Source organism: Formosimonas limnophila (assembly GCF_014652675.1).
Taxonomy (GTDB): domain Bacteria; phylum Pseudomonadota; class Gammaproteobacteria; order Burkholderiales; family Burkholderiaceae; genus Hydromonas; species Hydromonas limnophila.
The window spans coordinates 28,025-52,419 of the sequence record NZ_BMZG01000010.1; the positions used below are offsets into that span (position 1 = coordinate 28,025).

23 protein-coding genes, 4 tRNA genes and 1 pseudogene are annotated in these 24,395 nt (G+C 47.7%); 26 read left to right on the forward strand and 2 right to left on the reverse strand.

Features of this window, described 5'->3' with window-relative positions; all coding sequences use genetic code 11:
* Nucleotides 1-115: 115 nt before the first annotated feature.
* From IE082_RS09360 to IE082_RS09390, 7 genes are all read left to right on the forward strand, one after another.
* Complete coding sequence (locus tag IE082_RS09360) at nt 116-814, forward strand: NADH-quinone oxidoreductase subunit J (RefSeq protein ID WP_189493661.1); 699 nt, start codon at nt 116-118, stop codon at nt 812-814.
* Nucleotides 814-1,119 carry an NADH-quinone oxidoreductase subunit NuoK gene (gene nuoK / locus IE082_RS09365; RefSeq protein ID WP_189493662.1) on the forward strand — a complete coding sequence of 102 codons (306 nt, stop codon included), beginning with the start codon at nt 814-816 and terminating at the stop codon, nt 1,117-1,119. Before IE082_RS09360 ends, nuoK begins: the two co-directional genes overlap by 1 nt.
* 48 nt (nt 1,120-1,167) lie before the next feature.
* The gene (gene nuoL, locus IE082_RS09370) at nt 1,168-3,195 is read left to right on the forward strand and encodes an NADH-quinone oxidoreductase subunit L (protein ID WP_189493663.1); all 2,028 of its coding nucleotides are present in this window, start codon (nt 1,168-1,170) and stop codon (nt 3,193-3,195) included.
* Between the two features lie 105 nt (nt 3,196-3,300).
* A complete protein-coding gene (locus tag IE082_RS09375) occupies nt 3,301-4,794 on the forward strand; it encodes an NADH-quinone oxidoreductase subunit M (RefSeq protein WP_373295096.1) in 1,494 nt (497 codons plus the stop codon).
* Nucleotides 4,795-4,923: 129 nt separating this feature from the next.
* Nucleotides 4,924-6,402, forward strand: coding sequence for an NADH-quinone oxidoreductase subunit NuoN (nuoN, locus tag IE082_RS09380; protein WP_189493665.1), 1,479 nt, complete (start codon nt 4,924-4,926; stop codon nt 6,400-6,402).
* The gene (locus IE082_RS09385; RefSeq protein ID WP_189493666.1) at nt 6,402-6,698 is read left to right on the forward strand and encodes a DUF2818 family protein; all 297 of its coding nucleotides are present in this window, start codon (nt 6,402-6,404) and stop codon (nt 6,696-6,698) included. The genes nuoN and IE082_RS09385 overlap by 1 nt, the downstream gene beginning before the upstream one ends.
* A gap of 2 nt (nt 6,699-6,700) precedes the next feature.
* Nucleotides 6,701-7,285, forward strand: a complete 585-nt coding sequence (locus tag IE082_RS09390) for an NUDIX domain-containing protein (RefSeq protein ID WP_229809805.1) — start codon at nt 6,701-6,703, stop codon at nt 7,283-7,285.
* Nucleotides 7,286-7,373: 88 nt separating this feature from the next.
* On the opposite strand, the gene IE082_RS09395 is transcribed toward IE082_RS09390, so the two are convergent.
* Together IE082_RS09395 and radC are read right to left on the reverse strand one after the other, a co-directional pair.
* On the reverse strand, nt 7,374-7,919 hold the full coding sequence (locus tag IE082_RS09395) for a YidB family protein (protein ID WP_189493667.1): 546 nt from the start codon (nt 7,917-7,919) through the stop codon (nt 7,374-7,376).
* A gap of 194 nt (nt 7,920-8,113) precedes the next feature.
* Nucleotides 8,114-8,800 (reverse strand): RadC family protein, encoded by a 687-nt coding sequence (gene radC, locus IE082_RS09400; protein WP_189493668.1) that lies wholly within the window; start codon nt 8,798-8,800, stop codon nt 8,114-8,116.
* A 94-nt stretch (nt 8,801-8,894) separates the two neighbouring features.
* Here radC and IE082_RS09405 point away from each other — a divergent pair, with 94 nt between their 5' ends.
* From IE082_RS09405 to IE082_RS09495, 19 genes and pseudogenes are all read left to right on the forward strand, one after another.
* A complete protein-coding gene (locus tag IE082_RS09405) occupies nt 8,895-9,371 on the forward strand; it encodes an FKBP-type peptidyl-prolyl cis-trans isomerase (protein ID WP_189493669.1) in 477 nt (158 codons plus the stop codon).
* A complete protein-coding gene (ispH, locus tag IE082_RS09410; protein ID WP_189493670.1) occupies nt 9,371-10,327 on the forward strand; it encodes a 4-hydroxy-3-methylbut-2-enyl diphosphate reductase in 957 nt (318 codons plus the stop codon). Before IE082_RS09405 ends, ispH begins: the two co-directional genes overlap by 1 nt.
* Nucleotides 10,328-10,364: 37 nt before the next feature.
* Entirely contained in the window at nt 10,365-10,502 is a 138-nt protein-coding gene (locus tag IE082_RS09415; RefSeq protein WP_189493671.1) for a hypothetical protein, read from the forward strand.
* A gap of 12 nt (nt 10,503-10,514) precedes the next feature.
* Nucleotides 10,515-11,036 carry a methylated-DNA--[protein]-cysteine S-methyltransferase gene (locus IE082_RS09420; protein ID WP_189493672.1) on the forward strand — a complete coding sequence of 174 codons (522 nt, stop codon included), beginning with the start codon at nt 10,515-10,517 and terminating at the stop codon, nt 11,034-11,036.
* Nucleotides 11,037-11,042: 6 nt separating this feature from the next.
* Complete coding sequence (gene xerD / locus IE082_RS09425) at nt 11,043-11,954, forward strand: site-specific tyrosine recombinase XerD (RefSeq protein ID WP_189493673.1); 912 nt, start codon at nt 11,043-11,045, stop codon at nt 11,952-11,954.
* A 101-nt stretch (nt 11,955-12,055) separates the two neighbouring features.
* A complete protein-coding gene (locus IE082_RS09430) occupies nt 12,056-13,243 on the forward strand; it encodes a DesA family fatty acid desaturase (RefSeq protein WP_189493674.1) in 1,188 nt (395 codons plus the stop codon).
* A gap of 103 nt (nt 13,244-13,346) precedes the next feature.
* Nucleotides 13,347-14,084 (forward strand): 23S rRNA (guanosine(2251)-2'-O)-methyltransferase RlmB, encoded by a 738-nt coding sequence (gene rlmB / locus IE082_RS09435; RefSeq protein WP_189493675.1) that lies wholly within the window; start codon nt 13,347-13,349, stop codon nt 14,082-14,084.
* Between the two features lie 25 nt (nt 14,085-14,109).
* Nucleotides 14,110-14,985, forward strand: coding sequence for a KPN_02809 family neutral zinc metallopeptidase (ypfJ, locus tag IE082_RS09440; RefSeq protein WP_189493676.1), 876 nt, complete (start codon nt 14,110-14,112; stop codon nt 14,983-14,985).
* Between the two features lie 255 nt (nt 14,986-15,240).
* Nucleotides 15,241-17,539: pseudogene (gene lon / locus IE082_RS09445) on the forward strand (endopeptidase La); the annotation flags it as partial.
* A gap of 459 nt (nt 17,540-17,998) precedes the next feature.
* Complete coding sequence (locus IE082_RS09450; RefSeq protein ID WP_133619211.1) at nt 17,999-18,271, forward strand: HU family DNA-binding protein; 273 nt, start codon at nt 17,999-18,001, stop codon at nt 18,269-18,271.
* Nucleotides 18,272-18,283: 12 nt separating this feature from the next.
* Nucleotides 18,284-18,359 (forward strand) — tRNA-Val (locus IE082_RS09455).
* Nucleotides 18,360-18,378: 19 nt separating this feature from the next.
* A tRNA-Asp gene (locus IE082_RS09460) sits at nt 18,379-18,455 on the forward strand.
* Nucleotides 18,456-18,531: 76 nt separating this feature from the next.
* Nucleotides 18,532-18,607 (forward strand) — tRNA-Val (locus IE082_RS09465).
* A 20-nt stretch (nt 18,608-18,627) separates the two neighbouring features.
* A tRNA-Asp gene (locus IE082_RS09470) sits at nt 18,628-18,704 on the forward strand.
* A gap of 181 nt (nt 18,705-18,885) precedes the next feature.
* Nucleotides 18,886-20,460: a peptidylprolyl isomerase gene (locus tag IE082_RS09475; protein ID WP_189493677.1), complete on the forward strand. Its 1,575-nt coding sequence runs from the start codon at nt 18,886-18,888 to the stop codon at nt 20,458-20,460.
* 243 nt (nt 20,461-20,703) lie between these two features.
* Complete coding sequence (locus IE082_RS09480) at nt 20,704-22,305, forward strand: ABC-F family ATPase (protein WP_189493678.1); 1,602 nt, start codon at nt 20,704-20,706, stop codon at nt 22,303-22,305.
* A gap of 220 nt (nt 22,306-22,525) precedes the next feature.
* Nucleotides 22,526-23,437, forward strand: coding sequence for an LD-carboxypeptidase (locus tag IE082_RS09485; RefSeq protein ID WP_189493679.1), 912 nt, complete (start codon nt 22,526-22,528; stop codon nt 23,435-23,437).
* A gap of 81 nt (nt 23,438-23,518) precedes the next feature.
* Nucleotides 23,519-23,737 (forward strand): hypothetical protein, encoded by a 219-nt coding sequence (locus IE082_RS09490; protein ID WP_189493680.1) that lies wholly within the window; start codon nt 23,519-23,521, stop codon nt 23,735-23,737.
* 4 nt (nt 23,738-23,741) lie between these two features.
* Nucleotides 23,742-24,110 carry a sensor histidine kinase gene (locus IE082_RS09495; RefSeq protein WP_189493681.1) on the forward strand — a complete coding sequence of 123 codons (369 nt, stop codon included), beginning with the start codon at nt 23,742-23,744 and terminating at the stop codon, nt 24,108-24,110.
* The last annotated feature ends 285 nt before the right edge of the window (nt 24,111-24,395 follow it).

Consider the following 24,395-nt stretch of genomic DNA (forward strand, 5'->3'; position numbering starts at 1 on the left):
AATTTATTTTTTGTTTCTGTTGTCAACAAGTATCAACAGTATTTTTAACTTTTAGACAAACAATCGAACCCTCGGTAAGTTGTTTGGATTTGAACAAAAGCAATAAGGCTTAATAATGGACGTTCAAAGCATTTTATATTTCGTATTTGCAGGCGTGCTTCTAATGTCTGCGCTTGCGGTTGTGACCGTGCCTAATCCTGTGCATGCGGCACTGTTTCTGATTTTATCGTTCTTTTCAGCAGCGGGTATTTGGATCATGATGCAAGCTGAGTTTTTGGGCATCTTGCTGATTTTGGTCTACGTTGGCGCGGTCATGATTCTGTTTTTGTTCGTGGTCATGATGATTAATTTGAACGTGAATGAGCCTCGCAAAGACTTCAAAAAACTACTACCTTTGGCTCTCGCGCTCGGTGCGGTGGTGGTTGTTCAAATGGGTTCATTGATTTACCATCATTACAGCATTAAGCCTGCTTATGCTGCCGTGGCGAAGGAAGGCTCGAACACTCGAGCGATTGGCGAGGTGTTGTTCACTCAGTATGCCTTACCATTTGAGCTTGCGGCTTTGATTTTATTGGTGGCGTTGATCGCTGCGGTGATTATCACGCTGCGCCATCGCAAAGATGCCAAAACACAAAATGCGTCGCGTCAAGCACAAGTCCGTGCGAGCGATCGTTTGACCATGGTTAACGTGACGGCGGATATGGCCGCTCATCAGACCAATCCGCCTGTGCCAGTGGTTGAAGAGGCGACACCTGCAGCCTCGGTTATGACGGCACCTGTTGCCGCTGTCGTGTCTACTGGGGAGAAAAAATAATGTTGGATTTATCTCATTACCTTATCTTGGGTTCTGCGCTGTTCGCTATTGGCGTGATTGGTATTGTCTTGAACCGAAAAAACATGATTGTTTTATTAATGGCCATCGAGCTGATGCTGCTGGCTGTGAATATGAATTTTGTAGCTTTCTCCTATGCAATGGGTGATGCTGCAGGTCAGATTTTTGTCTTTTTTATTCTCACAGTGGCTGCGGCAGAGTCTGCGATTGGTTTGGCAATTTTGGTGGTGCTGTTCCGAAATATGAATACTGTGGACATGGATAAACTGGATAACCTCAAAGGTTAATTCGTTTCACATAGACAAACATTAGAAGCATTTATTGAGCGAGAAAACATGAATCCGTTATACCTTTTGATACCAATGGCGCCGCTGGTGGGGGCGATTTTGGCTGGCTTGTTTGGCAAGCAGCTCGGTCGTAAGCCGTCTTCGTATTTCACTATCTTTGGGGTTTTGGTTTCGTTCTTGGCCTCAGTGAAAGTCTTTTTTGAGGTGCAAAACGGCATTACCTTTGATGGCACTGTCTATACGTGGGCGATGCTTGATGGCTTGAAAATTGAAGTCGGCTTTCTCATCGACAGTTTGACTGTGATGATGATGTGTGTGGTCACCTTTGTGTCATTGATGGTGCATATTTATACCATGGGCTACATGGCCGAGGATCCTGGGTATCAACGCTTTTTCTCTTACATTTCTCTATTCACGTTTTCGATGTTGATGTTGGTTATGAGCAACAACTTCATGCAGCTGTTCTTCGGCTGGGAAGCGGTTGGTTTGGTGTCTTACTTACTAATTGGCTTCTGGTACAACAGACCGACGGCGATTTTTGCGAACATGAAAGCGTTTTTGGTTAATCGTGTGGGTGATTTTGGTTTTATTTTGGGCATTGGCCTAATTTATGCATACACTGGTTCCTTGAACTATGCTGAGGTCTTTGCTAAGGCGGGTGATTTGGCTCAGTTGACTTTTGCCAATGGTTTTGAATGGCAGCTCATCACCGTGGTTTGTATTTGCTTGTTCATCGGTGCAATGGGGAAATCTGCTCAAGTGCCACTCCATGTTTGGTTGCCTGATTCAATGGAAGGCCCGACACCGATTTCGGCATTGATTCACGCGGCGACAATGGTCACGGCTGGTATCTTTATGGTTTCTCGCATGTCACCACTGTTCGAGTTATCTGATGCTGCATTGTCATTCGTGCTCATTATTGGTGCAATTACGGCCTTGTTCATGGGCTTTCTCGGCATCATTCAAAACGACATCAAACGTGTGGTGGCTTATTCGACCTTGTCTCAGCTCGGTTACATGACGGTCGCGCTGGGTGTATCGGCTTATCCGATTGCGATTTTTCACTTGATGACGCACGCATTTTTTAAGGCATTACTGTTCCTTGGCGCTGGCTCGGTCATCATGGGCATGCATCATGACCAAGACATTCGCAATATGGGTGGCTTGCGTAAGTACATGAAAATCACGTGGATTACCTCATTGATTGGTTCGCTCGCTTTGATTGGGACACCATTTTTCTCAGGCTTTTACTCAAAAGACTCGATTATCGAGGCGGTTCATGCCTCAACCATCGCGGGTTCTGGCTTTGCCTACTTTGCGGTGGTTGCGGGGGTGTTTGTGACGGCGTTTTATTCTTTCCGTATGTACTTCCTCGTGTTTCATGGCAAAGAGCGTTGGATGGATGCTTCGCATCATGCGCACGGTCATGAAGAAGATCATCACGACGATGACCATGGTCACCATCACGGCTTGGGGCCAAATGACAAACCTCACGAATCACCATGGGTTGTCACTTTACCTTTGATTTTACTTGCGATTCCTTCAGTGATAATTGGGTACATTGCGATTGAGCCAATGCTGTATGGCGGCTTCTTTGAGCATGGTGTGGCATTTAAAGATGTGATTCACTTGGCTCATCCAACTATGGAAGAGTTGAAAGCAGATTTTCATGGGCCTGTTGGCATGGTGACGCATGGTTTTAAAACGTTGCCTTTATATTTGGCGATTGCGGGTGTTGCGTTGTCGTATTATTTTTATATGATTAAACCCTCGATTCCGAAAGCCATTAAAGGAAAAACCCGTGCGATTAATACCTTGCTCGAGAACAAGTATTACTTTGATAAGTTCAATGAATCCTTTTTTGCTGGTGGTGCTCGTAAACTGGGCGAGCTGCTTTGGAAGTGGGGTGATGTGAAAATTATCGACGGCTTGATTGTCAATGGTGCGGCACGCGTGGTTAATGTCTTCTCACAAGCTGTGGCGTTGTTCCAGTCGGGTTTGATTTACCAATATGCATTAGCGATGATTCTCGGTTTGGTTGTGTTTTTGACCCTGTTTGTCACGATGATGCGTTGATAAAAAATATGTGTGCCGCGACTTATGCGGTGCAGCTTGCAGTGGTGCGTGTTTAACGAAAAAGTCTCTTTTGACTTTTTGACTATAAAAAAGAATGGTGTCATGATGCCTTGGTTAAGTTTATCGATTTGGATTCCCATCTTGTTTGGTGTGCTCGTCATCGTGCTCGGTCGCAATGGCCGTGATGGTTTGGCGCGTCAAGTCGCTTTGATTGGGAGCATCATCGCCTTCGCTGTGACCATACCCGTGATGACGGGGTTTGATGGCTCAACTGCGAATCTTCAGTTCATTGAAAACTTTGAGTGGTTGCCGTCATTGTCTGCGAGCTATGCACTTGGTGTGGATGGGATCTCGATGTGGTTTGTGCCTTTGACGGCATTCATTACTGTCTTGGTGGTCTTGGCTGGCTGGGAAGTGATTCAGGAAAAAGCACCTCAGTACATGGCTGCTTTTTTAATTTTGTCTGGTTTGATGATTGGCGTGTTCACGACTACGGATGGTTTGTTGTTTTATGTGTTTTTTGAGGCAACGTTGATTCCCATGTACATCATCGTCGGCGTGTGGGGCGGCCCGAATCGCGTTTATGCGGCTTTTAAGTTCTTCTTATACACATTGCTGGGTTCTTTGTTGACGTTGGTCGCGATTATTTATCTGTACACTCAGACCAAAACATTTGACATCGCGGCGTGGCATGAAGTCAAACTGTCATTGAATGCCCAAAAATTGTTGTTCGGCGCATTTTTTATGGCTTTTGCGGTGAAAGTGCCGATGTGGCCTGTCCACACGTGGTTGCCTGATGCCCACGTTGAAGCACCGACAGGTGGCTCAATGGTGTTGGCGGCGATTATGCTCAAGCTCGGTGCCTATGGTTTCTTGCGATTCTCGTTGCCGATTGCGCCTGATGCGTCGCATGCATTAGCTGGCTTTGTGGTGACGATTTCTTTGGTGGCGATTGTGTACATTGCTTTCGTTGCATTGGTTCAAAAAGACATGAAAAAACTCGTGGCGTACTCATCAATTGCGCACATGGGTTTTGTGACCCTCGGTTTTTTCATGTTTGATCAAAATGGTATGGGTTACAGTATTGCGGTTCAGGGTTCTATCATCCAAATGATTTCGCACGGTTTTATTTCCGCGGCCATGTTCTTTTGTATTGGTGTTTTGTATGACCGCGTGCATAGCCGTGAAATTGCAGCTTATGGTGGTGTGGTCAATACGATGCCGAAATTTGCTGCATTCTTTTTGCTCTTTACCATGGCAAACTCGGGTTTGCCAGCAACCAGTGGCTTTGTGGGTGAGTTTATGGTGATTCTGGGTGCGACGAAATTTAATTTTTGGATTGGTGCGCTGACAGCGAGCATTATGGTCATTGGCGCAGCTTATTCGCTGTGGATGTTCAAGCGTGTGGTATTTGGTGAGGTTGCCAATCACCATGTCAAAGAACTGACTGATGTGAATGCCCGTGAGTTGACGATTTTATGGATTTTGGCCATTGCCGTACTGGCGATGGGCTTGTATCCTGCACCATTCACCTCTGCGATGGACGTGTCGGTGGGTGAGTTGCTCAAGCATGTGGCGCAGAGCAAGTTGCTCCCATAATATAAACTGGGGCTTTTGTGCCCTTGATGAATGAAGCAAAAAGTGACGGTTGCTTTTTGAGCCTTTGACGAACTGCTGATGTGATGGCAGTGGTTGAAGCCCCTTTTTGAATGGCTTTTAGGTTATTTTATGTCAAATTTTTTTATTGCCTACCCTGAAATTTTGTTGGCCTTGGTGGCGACTGCGGTGTTGTTACTTGAGTTGTGCCGCAAAGACGCGCAGCGTTCAGTGATTCATGCGGTGAGTTTACTTGGCTTGGCTGGTGCGGGCATTTTGACGGCAAATCAGTTGCATAGTGGTTTGATGCTGGAGACATTCAATGAGATGTTTGTCTCTGACCCAATGGGCAATTTGGCCAAAATGTTTGCTTATATTTGTGTGGCAGCGACATTTGTTTACGGTCAGCGCTACGCTGCTGATCGTGGTTTTTTGCACGGTGAGTATTACAGTCTGTCCTTGTTCGCGCTCGTTGGTCAAATGATTATGATTTCATCACACCATTTGGTGGCGTTGTACATGGGCTTGGAGTTGCAAGCGCTCTCTTTGTATGCGATGGCGGCGTTACGTCGTGACCATGTGCGCTCAATTGAAGCGGCGATGAAATATTTCATCTTGGGAGCGATTGCTTCAGGTTTCATGTTGTTTGGTATCTCGATGATTTATGGTGCGACAGGTGGTGCGTTGGATATTCAACAAATTGCAGGCACGATTGCCAGTGGTAAGGTACAAAATCAAGTGTTGGTATTTGGTTTGGTGTTTTTGGTGGCTGGTGTGGCGTTTAAGCTCGGCGTGGTACCATTCCATATGTGGGTGCCAGATGTTTATCAAGGCTCACCAACTGCCGTGACATTGATGATTTCTGCCGCGCCAAAAATTGCTGCATTCATTATGGTTGTGCGCATCTTCGTCGAAGGTCTACCGTCATTGGTCGTTGATTGGAGCAGCATGTTTGCTTCAATGGCGGTGGTGTCGTTCGCATTGGGTAATTTGTCAGCCATTCGCCAAAAGAATTTCAAGCGCATGTTGGCTTACTCTGGTATTTCGCACATGGGTTTTGTTTTGCTGGGCTTTTTGGCGACCAAGCCAAGCTTGGATGAGTTTGCTTGGTTAAGTGGCGTTGGGGCTGGATTTTATTATGTGATTATTTATGCCATCACGACGTTGGCTGGTTTTGGTGTGATTTTGGCTATGAGTGCTCAAGGTTTTGAGGCCGATCAGTTGGATGATTTAAAGGGCTTGAACCATCGCAATCCATGGTTGGCATTTTTGGTCTTGATCATCATGTTTTCATTGGCTGGTATCCCACCGCTGGTGGGCTTCTTGGCAAAATTTGTCATTATTCAAGGCTTGGTTTTGGCAGGACACAACATGTTGGCGGTTATTGCGGTGTTGTTCTCTTTGATTGGTGCTTTTTACTATCTGCGTGTGGTTAAACTTATGTATTTCGATAAGCCTGAAACAGACAGTAAAATTGAATTTTCTCTATCGCATCATTGGGTGTTGAGCCTGAACGTGTTGTTTTTGCTGGCACTTGGTTTTATGCCTTGGCTGGCGTCGGGGCTGCTTAATATGGCATTTAATACCGTACTTAAAAGTTTAGGGCAATAATGACGGTTTCAGGTTGGGTTCTCTTAGGCGCTGGACTGGTTCTGGCGTCTTTGCCGTTTATGGGTGAGCGTTTTTTCTTGGGGCTGCCTTTGTTGCGTGCGGCACGCAAGAAACCATGGCTGCATGTGGTTGAGTTTTTGCTCGCTTATGGGCTATTTGTGGTGGTCGGCTTGGCGCTGGAAAAAACACTGGGGCAAATTGCATCGCAGGGCTGGGCTTTTTATGCGGCGACTTTTTTGCTGTTTGTGGTGGCGGCATTTCCTGCTTTTGCCCATCGGTATTTGTGGGATAGATGAACATGAGTATGACACGTGCACAGTTGCTCAATGAGTCTGGTTTGTTAGAAACGACTGTCAGCAGTGAGCAGGTTTATGATGGTTATTTCTTTCATGTTTTTCATGACAAGGTGGCGTTGCCCGATGGCGCAACGGCTGTGCGTGAGCATATGAAGCATCCAGGCGCGGTTATGGTCATGCCTGTTTTTGACAATGGGGATGTGTTGGTTGAGCGGCAGTATCGCTATCCGCTGCGTCAAGTATTCGTTGAGTTTCCTGCTGGTAAAAAGGATGAAGGCGAAGAGCCTTTGCAGACAGGGCAGCGAGAGTTACTTGAAGAGACTGGCTACACCGCCGCAGAGTGGGAGCATGTGACAGACATTCACAATGCGATTGCGTACTGCGATGAAGTGATTCATTTTTATATTGCGCGTGGATTGACGAAACAAAGCGAGCAAGCGTTGGATAATCATGAGTTTTTGCAGGTCATGAGGGTACCGTTTGTGGAGCTTGAGGCTTGGATGAAGCAAGGCTGGGTACCTGATGTGAAAACACAGTTGGGGATTTTTTGGTTAAAAGAGAAGCTCTTTTCTAAGGCCTGCGATTGAGAGTGGATTTGGTTTTTGGCGACTGTGGCAAATGAACAAAGCGAACCTAATGGTTCGCTTTGTCGTTGTTGTGAATGTCTGTGTAGGCTTAAGATTTGTTACCGCCGAGTAAACTACCTAAAATTGAGCCAATGTCGTTGGCATCGATTTTACCATTTGGGGTCAGCTGGTTGATTAAGTTAGGCAACAACTCAGCCAAACCACCTGCTGCTTCACCTTCAGAAACGCCTGCACTTTGAGCCAATTCAGTCAAAGTACCGTTTGCGCCCAAAGTTTTTTGGATGTCATCAGCAGAAACAGGCTGGTTCTCGCCAGTGCCAATCCATGACTGTACTTGGTCACCCAAACCGAGTTGGCTAAGCATCCCCGTCAAGCTACCCAAACCACCTGCGACTGCGTCGTTGTTTTGCTGACCGCCACCGAGTAAGCCGCCGAGCAAACCACCCAAACCACTCGATTGCTGCTGGCCACCGCCGAGCAAACCGCCAATTAAACCACCCAAGCCGCCGCTGTTGCTGCCTGCTTGTTTTGTAATCATGCCAATCACTGCTTGGAGCAGTGCGCCTTGCAAACCATTGTTACTGTTGTTGTTGCCGCCCAGAGCCGCACCCAAAAGACCGTCGATCAATCCCATGATATTTCCTTTGATTCAAAACTGTTTGAAAGTATTGACTCTGATGAGCCAAACCCGTGGAGCGGTACGGAATTAAGTAAAACCCGCATACGCTTGGAGTGCATGTTAGCATGAACTTTTCAAAGGTGTGCCGATTTGGTCAATTTTTGTACACGCTGTTTGATGAGGCAAAAGGAGTATCAACAGGTAATCGACTATACAGTGATTAAGTCGCCATGCTCAATCATGCTGTAAATGGGTTTACCAGCAGCGACAATAAAGTGATCGAGAATGTGTAAATCCAACGCTTCCAAATGCTTTTGTATCAACACTGTACTGGTGATGTCATCAATCGATGGTTCAGCGTGGCCATGCGGGTGGTTATGTGCAAGGACCAAACCATGGGCGTTAAGTGTTAAGGCGCGTTGAGCGATGGCGCGAATTGGCAGGTCTGTGTGACGTTGTGTGCCTGTGCTCATAACCTCGCAAGTAATCAGAGTAAGGCTTGGGCTGAAAAATAGAACGATGAGCTGCTCTGTTGTTTGTCCGTGGAGTTGGTGTTCAATGTAAGTTTTAAGAGCTGCGCTGTTTTCAAAACCATTGTGAATGGAGAGTTTAGAGACCAGTGCACGGCGGCTCATTTCAAGGATGGCTTGTAGTTGAGCATATTTGGCCTCTCCCATTCCTTTTATTTGGGATAACTCTGACTCACTTGCGTCAAACAGGGCTGCGAGTGAGCCAAAATGTGCGAGCAGCTCATCGGCGAGCTCAACCGCACTTTTGCCTGTCACACCGATGCGTAAGAATATCGCCAGCAACTCGGCATCGCTTAAACTGGCGGCACCTTGGGTCATGAGCTTTTCGCGAGGACGTTCGTCAACAGGCCAATCGGTGATGGACATAATCGGATATAATTTGGCAGTGAATTGACGCAGCTGAGCAGTCAGAGACCGCGGCGCGTATTGTGGTATATAGAATAAAAGGAATTAAACCCGAATGTCTGATTTTAAGCAAGTCAATCTTCCCGTCATCAGTGAGCACTCACACGTGACGCTTCATTATCGCCTCACGGTGTTGGGTGATGTCCTGAGTGATTTTTTGAGTACCTTTGAGGGCAACCCCGCGACGGTGGCTGTTGGGCAAGCCCAGTTAGCCCCCTTTATGGAAAGCCGCTTGTTGGGTTTGAGCGAAGGGGCGCATGAGGTGTTTGATGTATCTGCAGATGAGGCCTTTGGTGACTACAATTCTGAGCTATTGCAAGAAGTAAGCAAGTCTTTACTGTTAGAAGGCAATCCACATGTGGATGGTTTTGCCAATGGTGATTTTGTCGAGTTTGCCATGCCCAATGGTTACAAAATGACGGGGATATTCAAAGGCTGGAATGAGCAAAAGGACGGCGCGTTCGTGGACTTTAATCATCCGCTTGCGGGGCATCCGATTCGCCTCGAAATGCAAATCATAGGGGTTTTGTGATGGAAGTGTTATTGGCTCAGCCACGTGGCTTTTGCGCGGGTGTTGACCGCGCGATAGAGATCGTTGAACGTGCGTTACAACAGTATGGGGCACCGATTTATGTGCGCCATGAAATCGTTCACAACAAATATGTCGTCGATGATTTGCGCACCAAAGGTGCGGTGTTTATCGAGGAGTTGCACGAAGCGCCGACCGGTAGTACGGTGATTTTCTCCGCGCATGGCGTGTCTCGTGAGGTTCGTGAGGAAGCTGCGGCGCGTGGTTTGCAGATTTTTGATGCCACTTGTCCTTTGGTCACCAAAGTCCATGTTGAGGTCGTTAAAATGCGTGAGCAAGGACTTGAGGTCATCATGATCGGCCACAAAGGGCATCCTGAAGTGGAAGGCACAATGGGTCAGGCCGACGATGGTATTTATTTGGTCGAGACGGAAGCTGATGTGGCCGCTGTGAGTGTTCTTAATCCTGAGCAGCTTGCTTATGTCACGCAGACCACGCTTTCGGTGGATGACACTCGGGGCATTATTGACGCTTTAAAAGAGCGCTTTCCTCACATTCATGCACCCAAAAAGGCTGATATTTGCTATGCCACCCAAAATCGCCAAGACGCAGTGAAGGTACTCGCGCCGCAGGTGGATGTTGTGATTGTTGTGGGTAGCCCGAATAGTTCAAATTCTAATCGTTTGCGTGAATTGGCCGAAAAAATGGGCGTGGCCGCCTACATGGTTGATTTGGCGGATGATGTACAAGCCAGTTGGTTGGCCAATGCCAAAAAAATTGGCGTGACAGCGGGTGCATCGGCACCAGAAGTTTTGGTACAAAGCGTCTTAACCCGCATTCGCGAGTTGGGTGCGACGCAAGTATCGGTGCTTGAAGGCGTCGAGGAGGCGGTTAGCTTTCCTTTGCCGAAAGGTTTGAAAGGCTTGCAAAGTATCTCGGTCAATGTCGAGTCGCTTTAATTTAAATCAATTCATCACAAGAAGAGAAGGACACATCATGTGGGATCAGTTTGTCACCGCCGTTGGTTTATTGGGCACCGTTTTTTTGGTGGTTTTGTTTGGCTATCTGAAGTTAAAGAAACATCAAGCCATGAAAGAATTGGCAGATAAAAAACGCCAACAAAATCCATCATAATTATTATTTATCATGTTCGACAATACCGCTTTTGCTCAGCTGCGCATCAACCCAGAGTGGTTTGATGCCATCGTGCCTGCACCATTTGGCGCGGTTGGATTGCGTTTGACGGCAGACAAGCAGTCGTTGTTTGAGTTGTTGTATTTGCCCGATGGTGCTCCTGCCCATGTCAGTGATATGCCGCTGGCAAAAAAGGCGGCTCAGCAAGTCAAAGCGTACTTAAAAGATGCCCGAAAAGGTTTTGACTTGCCTTTGGTCGCACAAGGCACCGTTTTTCAAAATCGGGTATGGCAAGCGATTTCACGAATCCCCATGGGAAATGTTCATACTTACAAACAAGTCGGCAAAACCATTGAGTGCGGCAGTCCGCGTGCGGTTGGTGGCGCTTGTGGGGCGAATCCTTATCCATTAATCGTGCCATGTCATCGGGTCGTGGCTGCTGGTGGTATTGGTGGCTTTGCACGACATGATGACGCTGGGTTCTATGTAGATGTCAAACGTTGGTTGCTGCAACACGAAGGTTTGAGCTATTAAATTCTTATGAGCCAAAACCACCCAGACAGCGCCCTGATTGATCAATTCACCAGCAGCCTTTGGTTGGCGCATGGCTTGTCTAAGAACACCCGGTCTGCTTATGGCAGTGATGTCAACTTACTGGCCAAGTTTCTACACGCGCAGGGCAAAGGATTGATTAATGCCCAAGCCCTTGACTTACAAGGTTATCTGGCTTATCTCTATGGTGATGGCGTGGTGAAAAAATCAACGTCGACCAACCGAAAAATTGGCAGTTTCAAACGATTTTATCTGTGGGCGCGTGAAAACCATCTGCTCAACCATGACCCGTGTGCTCAACTGCTGTTGGCCAAACCCTCTGCTCGTTTGCCCAAAAGCCTGTCTGAAGCGCAAGTAGAAGCCCTCATCCATGCCCCAGACCAAAGCTCGTTGGGCTTACGAAATCGAGCCATGATTGAGCTGATTTATGCCAGCGGCTTGCGCGTTTCTGAGTTGGTTGACTTGAAAATGCTCAATCTCTCTTTGACGGATGGAGTGGTGCGTGTCACAGGCAAAGGTGATAAAACCCGCCTTGTGCCATTTGGCGAAGAGGCCGCAGTGCATATCCAAACGTATCTGAACCAAGCAAGACCTGTGTTGCTCAAAGGTAAGACGTGTGATGCGGTATTTCTCAATAATCGAGGTGCAGCAATGACCCGTCAAATGTTCTGGCACATCATTAAAGGTTATGCGATTCAAGCGGGTATTCCGATCACGCTGATTTCGCCGCACACATTGCGTCATGCTTTTGCCACGCATTTGCTCAATCATGGCGCGGATTTGCGCGTGGTGCAGACGTTACTGGGGCACTCGGATATTTCAACCACACAAATTTATACCCATGTCGCCAAAGAGCGACTCAAAAAAATCCATGCGCAGCATCATCCCAGAGGCGCATAGTTGGCTGTATGAGGCACAACGCTTGATGTGTTCCATTTTTGCACAACTCGTTGATTTATGAAGTAAAATGTAGATTCTTTAACTACCGAGGTTTTTTGACCATGGACGCTTTTTTAACATTCTTGTCGAATGGTTTGTTGGATTTTTCTTTCTGGCAAATAGCTGCTTATACATTAATTACCACGCACATCACCATTGCGGGGGTGACGATTTACCTGCACCGCCATCAGGCGCATCGCGCGCTGGACTTGCACCCGATTGTGTCGCATTTTTTCCGTTTTTGGTTGTGGATTGCGACAGGGCAAAACACCAAGGAATGGGCATCTATTCATCGCAAACACCATGCAAAATGTGAAACCGAAGAAGATCCACACAGCCCTCAAACGCGTGGTTTGAGTGAGGTTTTGTGGAAAGGTGCGGATTTATACCGCATCGAAGCAAAAAATCAAGAAACACTCGACAAATACGGCGCCGGTACGCCTGACGACTGGATTGAGCGTCATTTGTATACGCGTTATACCACGCTGGGTGTTTCGCTCATGATGGTGATCAATGTCGCTTTGTTTGGTGTGGCGGGTTTGACCGTTTGGGCGATTCAGATGGCGTGGATTCCATTTTGGGCGGCGGGTGTGATTAATGGGATTGGTCACTTTTGGGGTTATCGCAATTTCGACAACTCCGATGCGGCACGCAATATTTTTCCGTGGGGTATTTTGATTGGTGGTGAAGAGCTGCACAACAATCACCATACGTATGCAACGTCTGCGAAGCTGTCGAACAAATGGTACGAGTTTGACATTGGTTGGATGTACATTCGGATTCTGAGCGCGCTGGGTTTGGCTAAAGTGAAAAAAACACCGCCTAAGCCAGTATTTGTGAAAAACATCCCTGTTGACGAGCACACGCTTGAATCCATCATCAAAAATCGCTATGAAGTGATGGCGACCTATGCGCGCTCACTCAAATCTGGTTTAAAGGCCGAGGTAGAAAAACTCAGTGACGTAGACAAAACGGCGGCAAAACGCTTGGCCAGCCTCAAAAAAGTCCTTGTTAAAGACACAGACAATATGTCGCCCGAAGTGATTGAGCATTTAGAAGGTGAAATCAAAGTGAGCCCGACGTTGCAAAAAATGTATGACATGCGCAATGAATTGGCCACGTTGTGGCGTCGTTCTAATCTCTCGCGCGAACAGCTTTTGGCGCACTTACACGATTGGTGTGATCGAGCAGAGAAAAGCGGCATTGCCGTTTTACAAAGTTTTGCGATGCAGTTGCGCACTTATCGCTGAGATATCTCAGCTGATTTGAAAAGGCTTGCCTCATGGGCAAGCCTTTTTTATCGCCGTATGCGGGGTTTTCTACTACAATGACGGCTTAAAATAAAGGATGTTTATGAGCAGCGGTAAAATTCTCTTTGGTTTTCATGCGGTACAAGCGCGTTTGCGCGTTGCAGCGACGAGTGTTCATGAGGTGTATGTGGAGCAATCGCGTGCGGACAAGCGCATGCAGAACTTTTTGACACTTCTTAATCGCTTGCGAATTGAGCCGCGCTTGGTCGACAAACAACGATTGGATGGCTTGGTGGGACACAATCGTCACCAAGGTGTGGCGGCAGTGGCCACTGATGTGGCATTGGCGAAAAGCTTGGATGAAGTGCTTGAGAATGTCATAATGCCGCCACTTTTGCTCGTACTCGATGGCGTTACCGATCCGCATAATCTCGGCGCGTGTCTGCGTGTGGCGGATGCGGCGGGTGTGCACGCGGTGATTGCACCGAAAGACAAAGCGGTGGGCATTAACGCGACAGTGGCTAAAGTGGCTTCTGGCGCTGCTGAGCATGTGCCGTACATCATGGTGACGAATTTGGCGCGAACCTTGCGCGAAATAAAGGAGCACGATATTTGGGTGGTCGGTACGGATGATGAAGGTTCAACGCCGTTGTATCAAGCAAAAGTCGGCGGTGCGATGGCTTGGGTCATGGGCGCGGAGGGTGAGGGCATGCGTCGTTTGACCCGTGAGACTTGTGATGAACTGGTTAGCATTCCTATGGCAGGTTCAGTATCGAGTTTGAATGTATCGGTGGCGGCGGGTGTTTGTTTGTTTGAATCGGTTCGTCAGCGTGGTGGCTGATTGACTGTGCTCTAAAGGAAATATTATGCGTTTGGATCAATTTGACGAGAGTGGCGATATTGAAGATCGTCGTGGTCAGAGTGGTGGCGGTGGCAGAATCAGCGGCGGTGGTCGTTTGGGGATTAGCAGCTTGATTTTGGCGGCGATTGCTTATTTTGTTTTTGGGGTGAGTCCTTCAACGACCTTGTCTGGTTTGGATGCGGTCAATTCCAACAGTAGCGCAGCAGCGCCATCAGCACCTGTCGGTCAGTACAACAAAGACCAAAACGCGGTATTTGTCTCAAAAATCCTGCAAAGCACCAAAACAGTGTGGACAGACGAATTCGCCAAAGCGGGTGGTCGCTATCAACCGCCTGCTTTGGTGTTGTACGAAAACGCGACACGCACCGCTTGTGGGGTGGGGCAAGCCGCTGCAGGACCGTTTTATTGTCCAGGTGATCAAAAAATTTATTTAGATATGTCGTTTTTTGCGCAAATGAGTCGTCAGATGGGCGCGGGTGGTGATTTTGCATACGCTTATGTCATCGCGCATGAGGTGGGGCATCACGTACAAAACCAAATGGGCATTGAAGAGCAGGTAAACGCACAGCGTCAACGCGTCTCTGAAACACAGGCGAATGCCTTGTCGGTTCGACTGGAATTGCAGGCAGATTGCTTTGCGGGTGTGTGGGCGAATAAAACCCAAGAGAAATACCAGTTTTTGGAGCAGGGTGACATTGAAGAAGGTTTGAATGCTGCTCATAAAATCGGTGACGACTATTTGCAAAAACAAGCGCAGGGTTATGCCGTGCCCGATAGTTTTACCCACGGTTCATCCGCACAGCGCGCGCGTTGGTTCACGCAAGGTCTAAAAACGGGCGATTGGCGCACGTGTGATACCTTCCGAGCCAGAGCGCTATAACACTTTGGCGAGAACGGTCAATTAAGGGCGCATCATTTCACCGATGCGCCCTTGTTTTTTGTACAATCAGCCTTAGATAGGTTGTTAAGTAGGGTATTTTTGTTAATACCTGCATTCATCGTTGTTATATGCGATGCAATTCATGAATCAACGAAGGAGAAAACGATGAGTGATCAAGACGAAAAGCCCTTCACAGGGTTGGGCGAGCCTAACGATGGCACGTCAAATGAGCCAACGGTTGAACCGAGCCGCGAAATGACCGCGCTGACGGCCGGTCACCTGCCCTTGCTGCCGCTGCGCGATGTGGTGGTGTTTCCCCACATGGTGATTCCTTTGTTTGTGGGGCGTGAGAAGTCGATTCGCGCCTTAGAAGCGGCCATGACCCAAGAGCTGGATGTGGTGCTGGTCTCGCAAAAAAATCCTGAAAAGGACAATCCAGATGCGGCTGATTTGTATCAGGTCGGTTGCGTGTCGCGTATTTTGCAAATGCTCAAGCTCCCTGATGGCACGATTAAAGTGCTGGTGGAGGGGCGTGTTCGGGCGATGCTGGTCAATGTGCATGAGCAAAATAATCATTTGGTTTGCGTGGCTAATGAAGTCTCAACCGATGCGAATGATACGGCTGAAATTGAGGCTTTGCGTCGCACGGTGATTGCCCAATTTGACCAGTATGTCAAATTAAACAAGAAAATCCCCGACGAGATTTTGACCACGCTGGCGACGATTGATGACGGTGCGCATTTGGCTGACACGATTATCGCGCATTTACCGATTAAGCTTGAGCTCAAGCAAGAGTTGCTCGAGTCTTTTGACGTCAAAAGTCGTCTTGAAGATGTTTTGCACCAGCTCGAAATCGAGATTGACATCCTGCAGGTTGAGAAACGCATCAAAGGTCGCGTCAAACGCCAAATGGAAAAAAGTCAGCGTGAGTATTATTTGAATGAGCAGGTCAAAGCGATTCAAAAAGAACTCGGTGAGGGCGAAGAAGGCGCGGACATTGAAGAGTTAGAGAAAAAAATCGTCGCGGCAAAAATGTCGAAAGAAGCACTCGACAAAGCCAATGCTGAATTGAAAAAACTCAAACTCATGTCTCCAATGTCTGCGGAAGCTGGCGTGGTGCGTAACTACCTCGAAACCTTGGTCAGCTTGCCTTGGAAGAAAAAAACCAAGCAAAACACGGATTTGGCCTTCGCGGAAAAAGTGCTCAATGAAGACCATTATGGCTTAGAAAAAGTCAAAGATCGTGTCTTAGAGCATTTGGCTGTGCAGCAGCGCGTGGACAAAAACAAATCACCCATTCTGTGCTTAGTCGGCCCGCCAGGTGTGGGTAAAACCTCGCTGGGTCAGTCCATCGCACGTGCCACTAACCGAAAATTCGTGCGCATGGCTTTGGGTGGCGTGCGTGATGAAGCCGAGATTCGTGGTCATCGCCGCACCTACATTGGCGCGATGATGGGGCGTGTTTTGCAAAGTTTGGTGAAGGTTGGCGTGCGCAACCCATTGTTTTTGCTCGATGAAATTGACAAGATGGGCGCTGATTTCCGTGGTGATCCAAGTTCAGCCTTGTTAGAAGTCCTTGACCCAGAGCAAAACAACACGTTTTCGGATCACTACGTTGAGGTCGATTTCGACTTATCCGATGTGATGTTCTTGGCGACCTCTAATTCGCTGAATATCCCTGGGCCGTTGCTTGACCGGATGGAGTTGATTCGCTTGTCTGGCTATACCGAAGATGAGAAACTCTCGATTGCGGAAAAGTACCTCTTACCCAAACAAATCAAAAACAATGGTTTGAAAGCAGGTGAAGTGGTGGTTGCTTCGGAAGCTTTGCGAGACATCATTCGCTATTACACACGAGAAGCTGGTGTGCGCTCGTTAGAGCGTGATATCTCGAAAATTCTGCGCAAAGCCGTCAAAATGCTGTTGCTCAACAAAGAGCTCAAAATGGTGACTGTGGACTCCTCTAACTTGGATGTTTACCTTGGCGTACGCCGTTTCAGCTTTGGTGTGGCAGAGAAAGAGAACCAAGTGGGTCAAGTCACTGGTTTGGCATGGACAGAGGTCGGTGGTGAATTGCTCACCATTGAGGTACAAACCATGCCTGGCAAAGGCGCGGTGACGCGCACAGGTTCGTTGGGTGATGTCATGAAAGAGTCGATTGAAGCGGCGCGGACTGTGGTGCGCTCTCGTGCCAACGCCTTTGGTATTTCAAACGGCGTGTTTGAGAAAAAAGACATCCATGTCCATGTACCAGAGGGAGCGACACCGAAAGATGGTCCTTCGGCAGGTATCGCTATGACCACGGCGTTGGTATCTGCTTTGACGGGCAATCCTGTTCGATCTAATGTGGCGATGACGGGTGAGATTACCTTGCGCGGTGAAGTATTGGCCATCGGTGGTTTGAAGGAAAAGCTACTCGCTGCATTGCGTGGCGGTATCACTGTGGCTTTGATACCTCATGAAAACGTTAAGGATTTGACTGAAATTCCAGACAACGTGAAAAATGGTTTGGAAATCATCCCCGTTAAGTGGATTGATGAGGTGCTCAAGCATTCGCTCGAAAAGCCAATTAACCCAATCATTGAGCCAGAAGTCATTACGCCCGAAGCCAGCAGTGCTGGCTCGAAGCAGCCAGAGGGATTGGCTCACTAAAAGTCGTAGAAAAAAGAGCATCTTTTTCTATCACATCACATCATGTGATGCTTAGTTAAGAATGCCCATGCTGAAAAGTATGGGCATTCTTCTTGATGTTTTTGGACACGCCGTTTTAATTAGGTAATTATCTCTAAAGTCTGTGCTAAGTCATTTGTTTTTAAAGCGAATTTTTGGGGCTTGTAGATGAGAAATAGCCTCGAGCACCCGTCAAATCTCAGGGCTTTAAGAAAAAAATCGATAAGTGGCTTGACGCGGCTCGATAAGCTGTGTTCTAATGACGGCTGTTGTAAATGACACACGGTGTCTTTGTGGATGCAATGCAAGGACGTAAATCATATTTTGCAAGTGGAGAATCTTTATGAATAAGTCAGAATTAGTAGATTTTATCGCAGCTGAAGCAGAGATCTCTAAAGCAGCCGCTGGTCGCGCTTTGGACGCAGTAACAACAGCCGTTAAAAAAACCTTGAAAAAAGGTGGTACAGTAACTTTGGTTGGCTTCGGTACATTCTCAGTTGGCAAGCGCGCCGCTCGTGTGGGTCGTAACCCACAAACTGGTGCTGAAATCAAAATCAAAGCAGCAAAAGTACCTAAGTTCAAACCAGGTAAAGGTTTGAAAGACGCAGTAAATTAATTTTTTAAGATTGGGTGTTTAGCTCAGTTGGTAGAGCGGCGCCCTTACAAGGCGTAGGTCGGGAGTTCGAGCCTCTCAACACCCACCAGTCTTAAAATAGTAGTTTTGGAGCGGTAGTTCAGTTGGTTAGAATACCGGCCTGTCACGCCGGGGGTCGCGGGTTCGAGCCCCGTCCGCTCCGCCAAAACAAAAATGCGAACTCAGGTTCGCGTTTTTATTCTGAGTATTTTTTGCTTAGAATGCAGTGACAAAATGGATGCGGGTGTTTAGCTCAGTTGGTAGAGCGGCGCCCTTACAAGGCGTAGGTCGGGAGTTCGAGCCTCTCAACACCCACCACGTATCCGATGCAGTAAACTGGAGCGGTAGTTCAGTTGGTTAGAATACCGGCCTGTCACGCCGGGGGTCGCGGGTTCGAGCCCCGTCCGCTCCGCCAGTATATAAAAGGTGAACCGATTGGTTCACCTTTTTTGTTGCGCTCATCACGCTGGTTGAGCCACATGTAGGTGGCGAACAGCGCACCACAGGTTTGTGAATCACTATATAATACGCGATTGGCTCTGCTCGGGTTGGATGGTTTGGGGCGGTGGTGACGTATTCAAGATTTAAGGACGATTATGATTGAGTATTTTCAGAGAAATAAGCGATTCGCTCAAGTTTTGTTGTTTGCTATCGCGGTGCCCGCGTTGGTGTTAACAGGGGGGCAATTTTTTAATGACACAGCGCGTTCGCCTAATGTGGCTGTCGTTGGTTCTCAGCACATCACGCAGCAGCAGTTTGAAGCAGCTTTTAGCAATCGATTGGGACAGGTGCAACAAATGTTGGGTAGTGCTTATGATGCGACACAGTTTGATACCGCCGAGCAGCGTGCGGTTTATTTAGAGTCCATGGTTAATGAAGCGTTGATTAAAGAAGCGGCAAAAGACGAGCGTATAGAAGTGTCTGATTTTGCGTTGAGTAAAGCGATTCAGGCAGGTATTGCTGCTAATCTGCCCAAAACTGAAGACGGTCGAATTGATACGGCGGCTTATCAAAACATGGTTAAAGCCAATGGTATGACGGTAGCTGTCTACGAATCACGGTTGCGTGAGCAGCAAGCGCAAATCATTTTATCAAATTCAATGAGTTCAGTTCTGGGACTATTGCCTGCACAAAGTGCAGCACTAAAGACTTTGCTTAGCCAAACTCGACAAATCGAGCGTCGGGTGATTGATTTGACGCCTTATTTGGCGAATGTGTCCGTCACTGCGGAGCAGGTGCAGGGGTATTATGCAAAAAATCCTGCCAAGTTTACAGTGACAGACCAGTCCGATGTTGAGTATGCGATTATTCCTGTTCTGCCGGAAAACTATGTCATCACCGATGAGGACATTAAACTCGCTTTTGGTGAAGGGACTGCAGAGCAATACGCGAAGGTGCGTGCTGATCAAAATCAGTCGCGAGAAGTAATGAAAAAAGCCGCTGCCGCTCGTGTGTCTGATATGTCAAAGAAGCTGGGTGAAGAACTGGCTAAAACCCCCAGTGACTTGACTGCTTTAGTAAAAACGTTTGGTGCTCGACTCGGTTCTGCTCAAAATGTGTCACGTGCTGGTGAAGTGGCTCCAGCTTTACAAAACACCCCATTGGTTCGCGCGGAAGTTCGCGAAGTGTTGCTCAGTGGCGAGCATGTTACCAAAAAGACCATCAGTAACCCAGTCCAAGCGGATGATTACACGCTGGTTGTTGGTAAGGTCACGCGACAAACCCCAGGGGGCTTGCAGCCGTTGGAGGTTGTTAAAGCAGTCATTGAGCAAATACTCAGGACAGAGGCGGCTGTCACGGCTGCGCGTAAAGACTACGAAGGCAAACTCAGCGTTATGAGTGCAGCTACAAGTATTGGCCCGCTACAAACCGTTGCGCTGGTTCAGGGCAATGGGTTGGATTCAGCGACGGTATCGCAGGTTTTGGGTGTTACTGACGGTGCACCAAAGCTGTTGCTTAGTGCGGGCAGTGATAAAATTGAGCTGGTCCGGGTTTTGGGCAAAGGTGCGCCGCTTGACACGAATAATGCCAATTTTGATGGTTTGCTGGCGGAGTGGAGCGGCGTGGCAGAGCAGCTGCAATTAACGGCTTATTTACAGGTTTTGCGTGCACGTTATGGTGTGAAAACGTATCCTGAGTTAATCGTCGCGGCTAAAAAAGAAACGGCTTAATGGCCAAAGCTGGGCAGGGTAATCCCTGCCTTGTTTGTTGTGGTGTTCCGGTTGTCAATGTGTCGCGACAAAAATATTGTTAGGACAGCGTGCATCATTGATTGATGAGCACTTGTTTTTTAAATTTGGTTTTAATTGTGTTTGGGGCTTTGGCCGAGTGATATAGGCTCCCAAGCAACTTGTTTAAACTGAGCGACAAAAAAGTAGGTGACTGCTCTTTTGTTTTTCATTTTGGAGTTTAACGTGTTATCAGCAGCAAATATTACCCAGCAGTTTGGCGCAAAGCCTTTGTTTGAAAACATCAGTGTTAAGTTTGGCGAAGGCAATCGTTATGGCCTCATCGGAGCTAATGGCTGTGGCAAGTCAACGTTCATGAAAATCCTCGGCGGCGATTTAGAGCCGAGTGCGGGTAATGTCAGTGTTGAGCCCAATGTGCGCGTGGGTAAATTGCGTCAAGACCAGTTTGCTTTCGAAGACTTGCGCGTGCTGGACGTGGTCATGATGGGGCATTCTGAGATGTGGCTCGCCATGACCGAGCGTGATGCGATTTATGCCAACATGGAAGCGACTGAAGACGATTACATGAAAGCGGCTGAGCTTGAGGGGGTCTTTGCCCAATACGACGGCTACACTGCCGAAGCTCGTGCGGGTGAGTTGCTCTCTGGGGTAGGGATTGTCAATAGTTATCACGACGGTCTCATGAGTGCTGTGCCTCCAGGTTTGAAGGTTCGTGTGTTGCTGGCACAAGCCCTGTTCTCTGATCCTGACGTTTTGCTGCTGGATGAGCCAACCAATAACTTGGACATTGATACCATCCGTTGGTTGGAACACGCGATTAACGAAAAAGACTGCACGATGATCATCATTTCGCATGACCGTCATTTTTTGAACGCGGTGTGTACCCACATGGCCGATATGGATTACGGCACGCTCACGGTGTATTCGGGCAACTACGATGACTATATGATGGCTTCGGCTGAGGCGCGCGCTCGTCAAATGGCCAGCAACTCAAAAGCTAAAGAACGGATTGCGGAGTTACAAGAGTTCGTTCAGCGCTTTGCGGCGAACAAGGCCAAGGCTCGTCAAGCCACTTCACGCCAGAAAATGATTCAAAAAATCAAAGGGGACACCGTCGAGATGAAGCCTTCATCACGCCAAAATCCTTTCATTCGGTTTGAACAAAACAAAGTCATGCATCGCTTGGCCGTTGAAGTTGAGACCATTGCAAAAACCTTTGATAAACCGATTGTCAAAAACTACTCCGCCATGGTTGAGGCAGGTGAGAAAATCGCCATTATTGGTGGCAATGGTGTGGGTAAAACCACGCTACTGCGGATTCTCAAAGGTGAGCTCGAACCCGATAGCGGCAAAGTCAAATGGTCTGAGAATGCCGATATTGGCTACATGGCGCAAGATGTGGCTGAGCAGTTTGACTCAGATGAGTTGGTGATGGATTGGATGGGCCAATTCCGTCAGGCAGGCGATGATGATCAAGCGATTCGCAGCGTGTTGGGTAAACTGCTTTTTTCTGGCGAGGACGTGGGTAAAAAAGTACGGGTTCTCTCGGGTGGTGAAAAACACCGTATGAGCTTTGGTCGTTTGATGCTGGGGCGTCACAATGTGATGATGCTCGATGAACCAACCAATCACTTGGATATGGAGTCGATTGAGTCGCTTCAGCTGGCATTGGAGAAGTACACAGGCACGGTGTTTATTGTGTCGCATGATCGCCAGTTTATTGACAACGTCGCGACACGGATTATTGAGGTCAAAGGCGATGGAAACATTGTTGATTACAAAGGTGACTATGAGTCTTACCTCGATAGCCAAGGATTGAATGACTAAATGGTACTTAGGGTTCAGAATTTAAAACAAAGACGCGATTGATCGCGTCTTTGTTTCATTTGTTGGATACGTTGGATACCAATATTGCAGACACACACAATCCACTTGGTGGTTTTAGGTGTCGCAGTGCACAAGCCCTATCTGCATACGTTCACACGGGCGTGAGGAAAGGGTACAATGAATCTTTATTGTTTCACTCACCTCTTTTTTGTTGATAACCATGCCTCTCTTACATCTCATTGCCCCATCAGGTGACCCTCAGGATCAGGACGCTGTTGCTCGTGCTGTTGATTATTTTCAAGAAAAAGGTTGGCAGGTCAAAGGCCAATCTTCTGCGCTGCGACACTTTCAGAGATTCGCAGGAACGGACGACGAGCGAGCGGCTGAGCTAAATGCTTTGACCAAATACGCACAGCCCGAATTCAAAGACAGTAAGCCTGACCTTGTTATGGCACTTCGTGGTGGTTATGGTTTGTCGCGCATTCTTGATCGTATTGATTTTGATGGCTTGGCAGCTGCAGATTTAGTTTTTATCGGTCACAGCGACTTTACTGCATTCACACTGGCGTACTATGCTCTCACGGGTAAGGCTTCCTATAGTGGGCCGATGACGTGTTTTGATTTCGGTGCTGATTCGCCTTCTTCTTTTACGCAACACCACTTTTGGGAATTGCTGGGCGCGGGTATTGACGCCATAAAAGTCAGAGTGGCTCAGCCGTATCAGTTCAAAACAGAAGGCATGTTGTGGGGGGGGAACTTGACTATGGTGTCCCAGCTGGTGGGTAGTCGTTATTTGCCAGAAGTTAAAGATGGTATTTTGTTTCTTGAAGATATCAATGAGCATCCCTATCGCATCGAGCGAGCGATTTACCAGCTGAGAGAGGCGGGGATTTTAACCCAGCAGAGAGCCATGATTCTTGGGCAGTTTAACGGTTACAAACTTTATGAAAATGATGCGGGCTACGATTTTGATGAAATGGTCAAACATCTGCGTTCACGCATCGATATTCCGCTTTTGACCGATCTGCCATTTGGGCATGTTCGAGACAAGCTAACTTTACCTGTGGGTCGAGTGGCGCAATTAGATGTGCGTCAAGATGATGGGTACGTGCTGTCGTATGGCCGAATTTAAGGCATCTAAGTGATATGCACTTTATACAAAATAACAGATGATGGTTAATTGCGTGATGTTATTACCTTAATTATAAAAAAAGTGGCACTGACCGATGATGGTAAAACTGCAGTGGTGTCAAATACTTTGGGCAAAAGCAGTGTGTGGTTGGTGAATTTTTTGAATCTATCAAATGAATGTTTGATGCAGCGTGAGCGTGGTGAGTTGATTGAGTTTTTGTCCCATGACTTGCGCAGCCCTCAAGTTTCGATTCTGTCGTTGATTGGAGTTACAGCGGCAGTCGAACAGTCGTGTGGATGATGAGGTGTTTTATAGCCAAATTGTAGATAAAGTACACCAAACATTGGATTGGGCGGTAGACTTGGTTGATCTATCCAAGGTCAAAGTCAACCAATATCAAATGAATGAGCTAAATGCGACTCAGATACTCGATGAAGCCGTTGAGCATGTTTGGTCTCAGGTGCAGGCTAAACGCATTGAACTGACGTTCGATGAGGCAGACAGATTAGCTGCCACAAGTATCTGGGTTTTGTGTGATGGTGCTTTGCTGATTCGTGCCTTGGATAACCTGTTGTCCAATGCGATTCGTTATAGCGAAAGCGACAGTGTGGTCAGAGTCGCTGTGTGCACGGAAGGCTCTAATCCCCAGTGGGTTCATCTGTCGTATTATTGATGGCTGGCGAGGGATGTCAAACGAGCAACTCGCACGATTGAATTTGGGTCTGCAGCTCATCCCACATACGCAGGGTACGCAACCAGATGCTGCAAATAGTCTTGATGTTGGGTTTGCGATGGCGCGAACGGTTATTATGCGGCATCAAGGGCATTTGGTTGTTAAAAGCGAGTTAGGTCGGTGAACAACGGTGACTGTGAGGCTACCCATATCGCTGAGTGAATGAGTGCGGTTTTACAAATGATCGATGGTTTTCTCAAGAGGGAAAATCAAGGTTACTCAAGT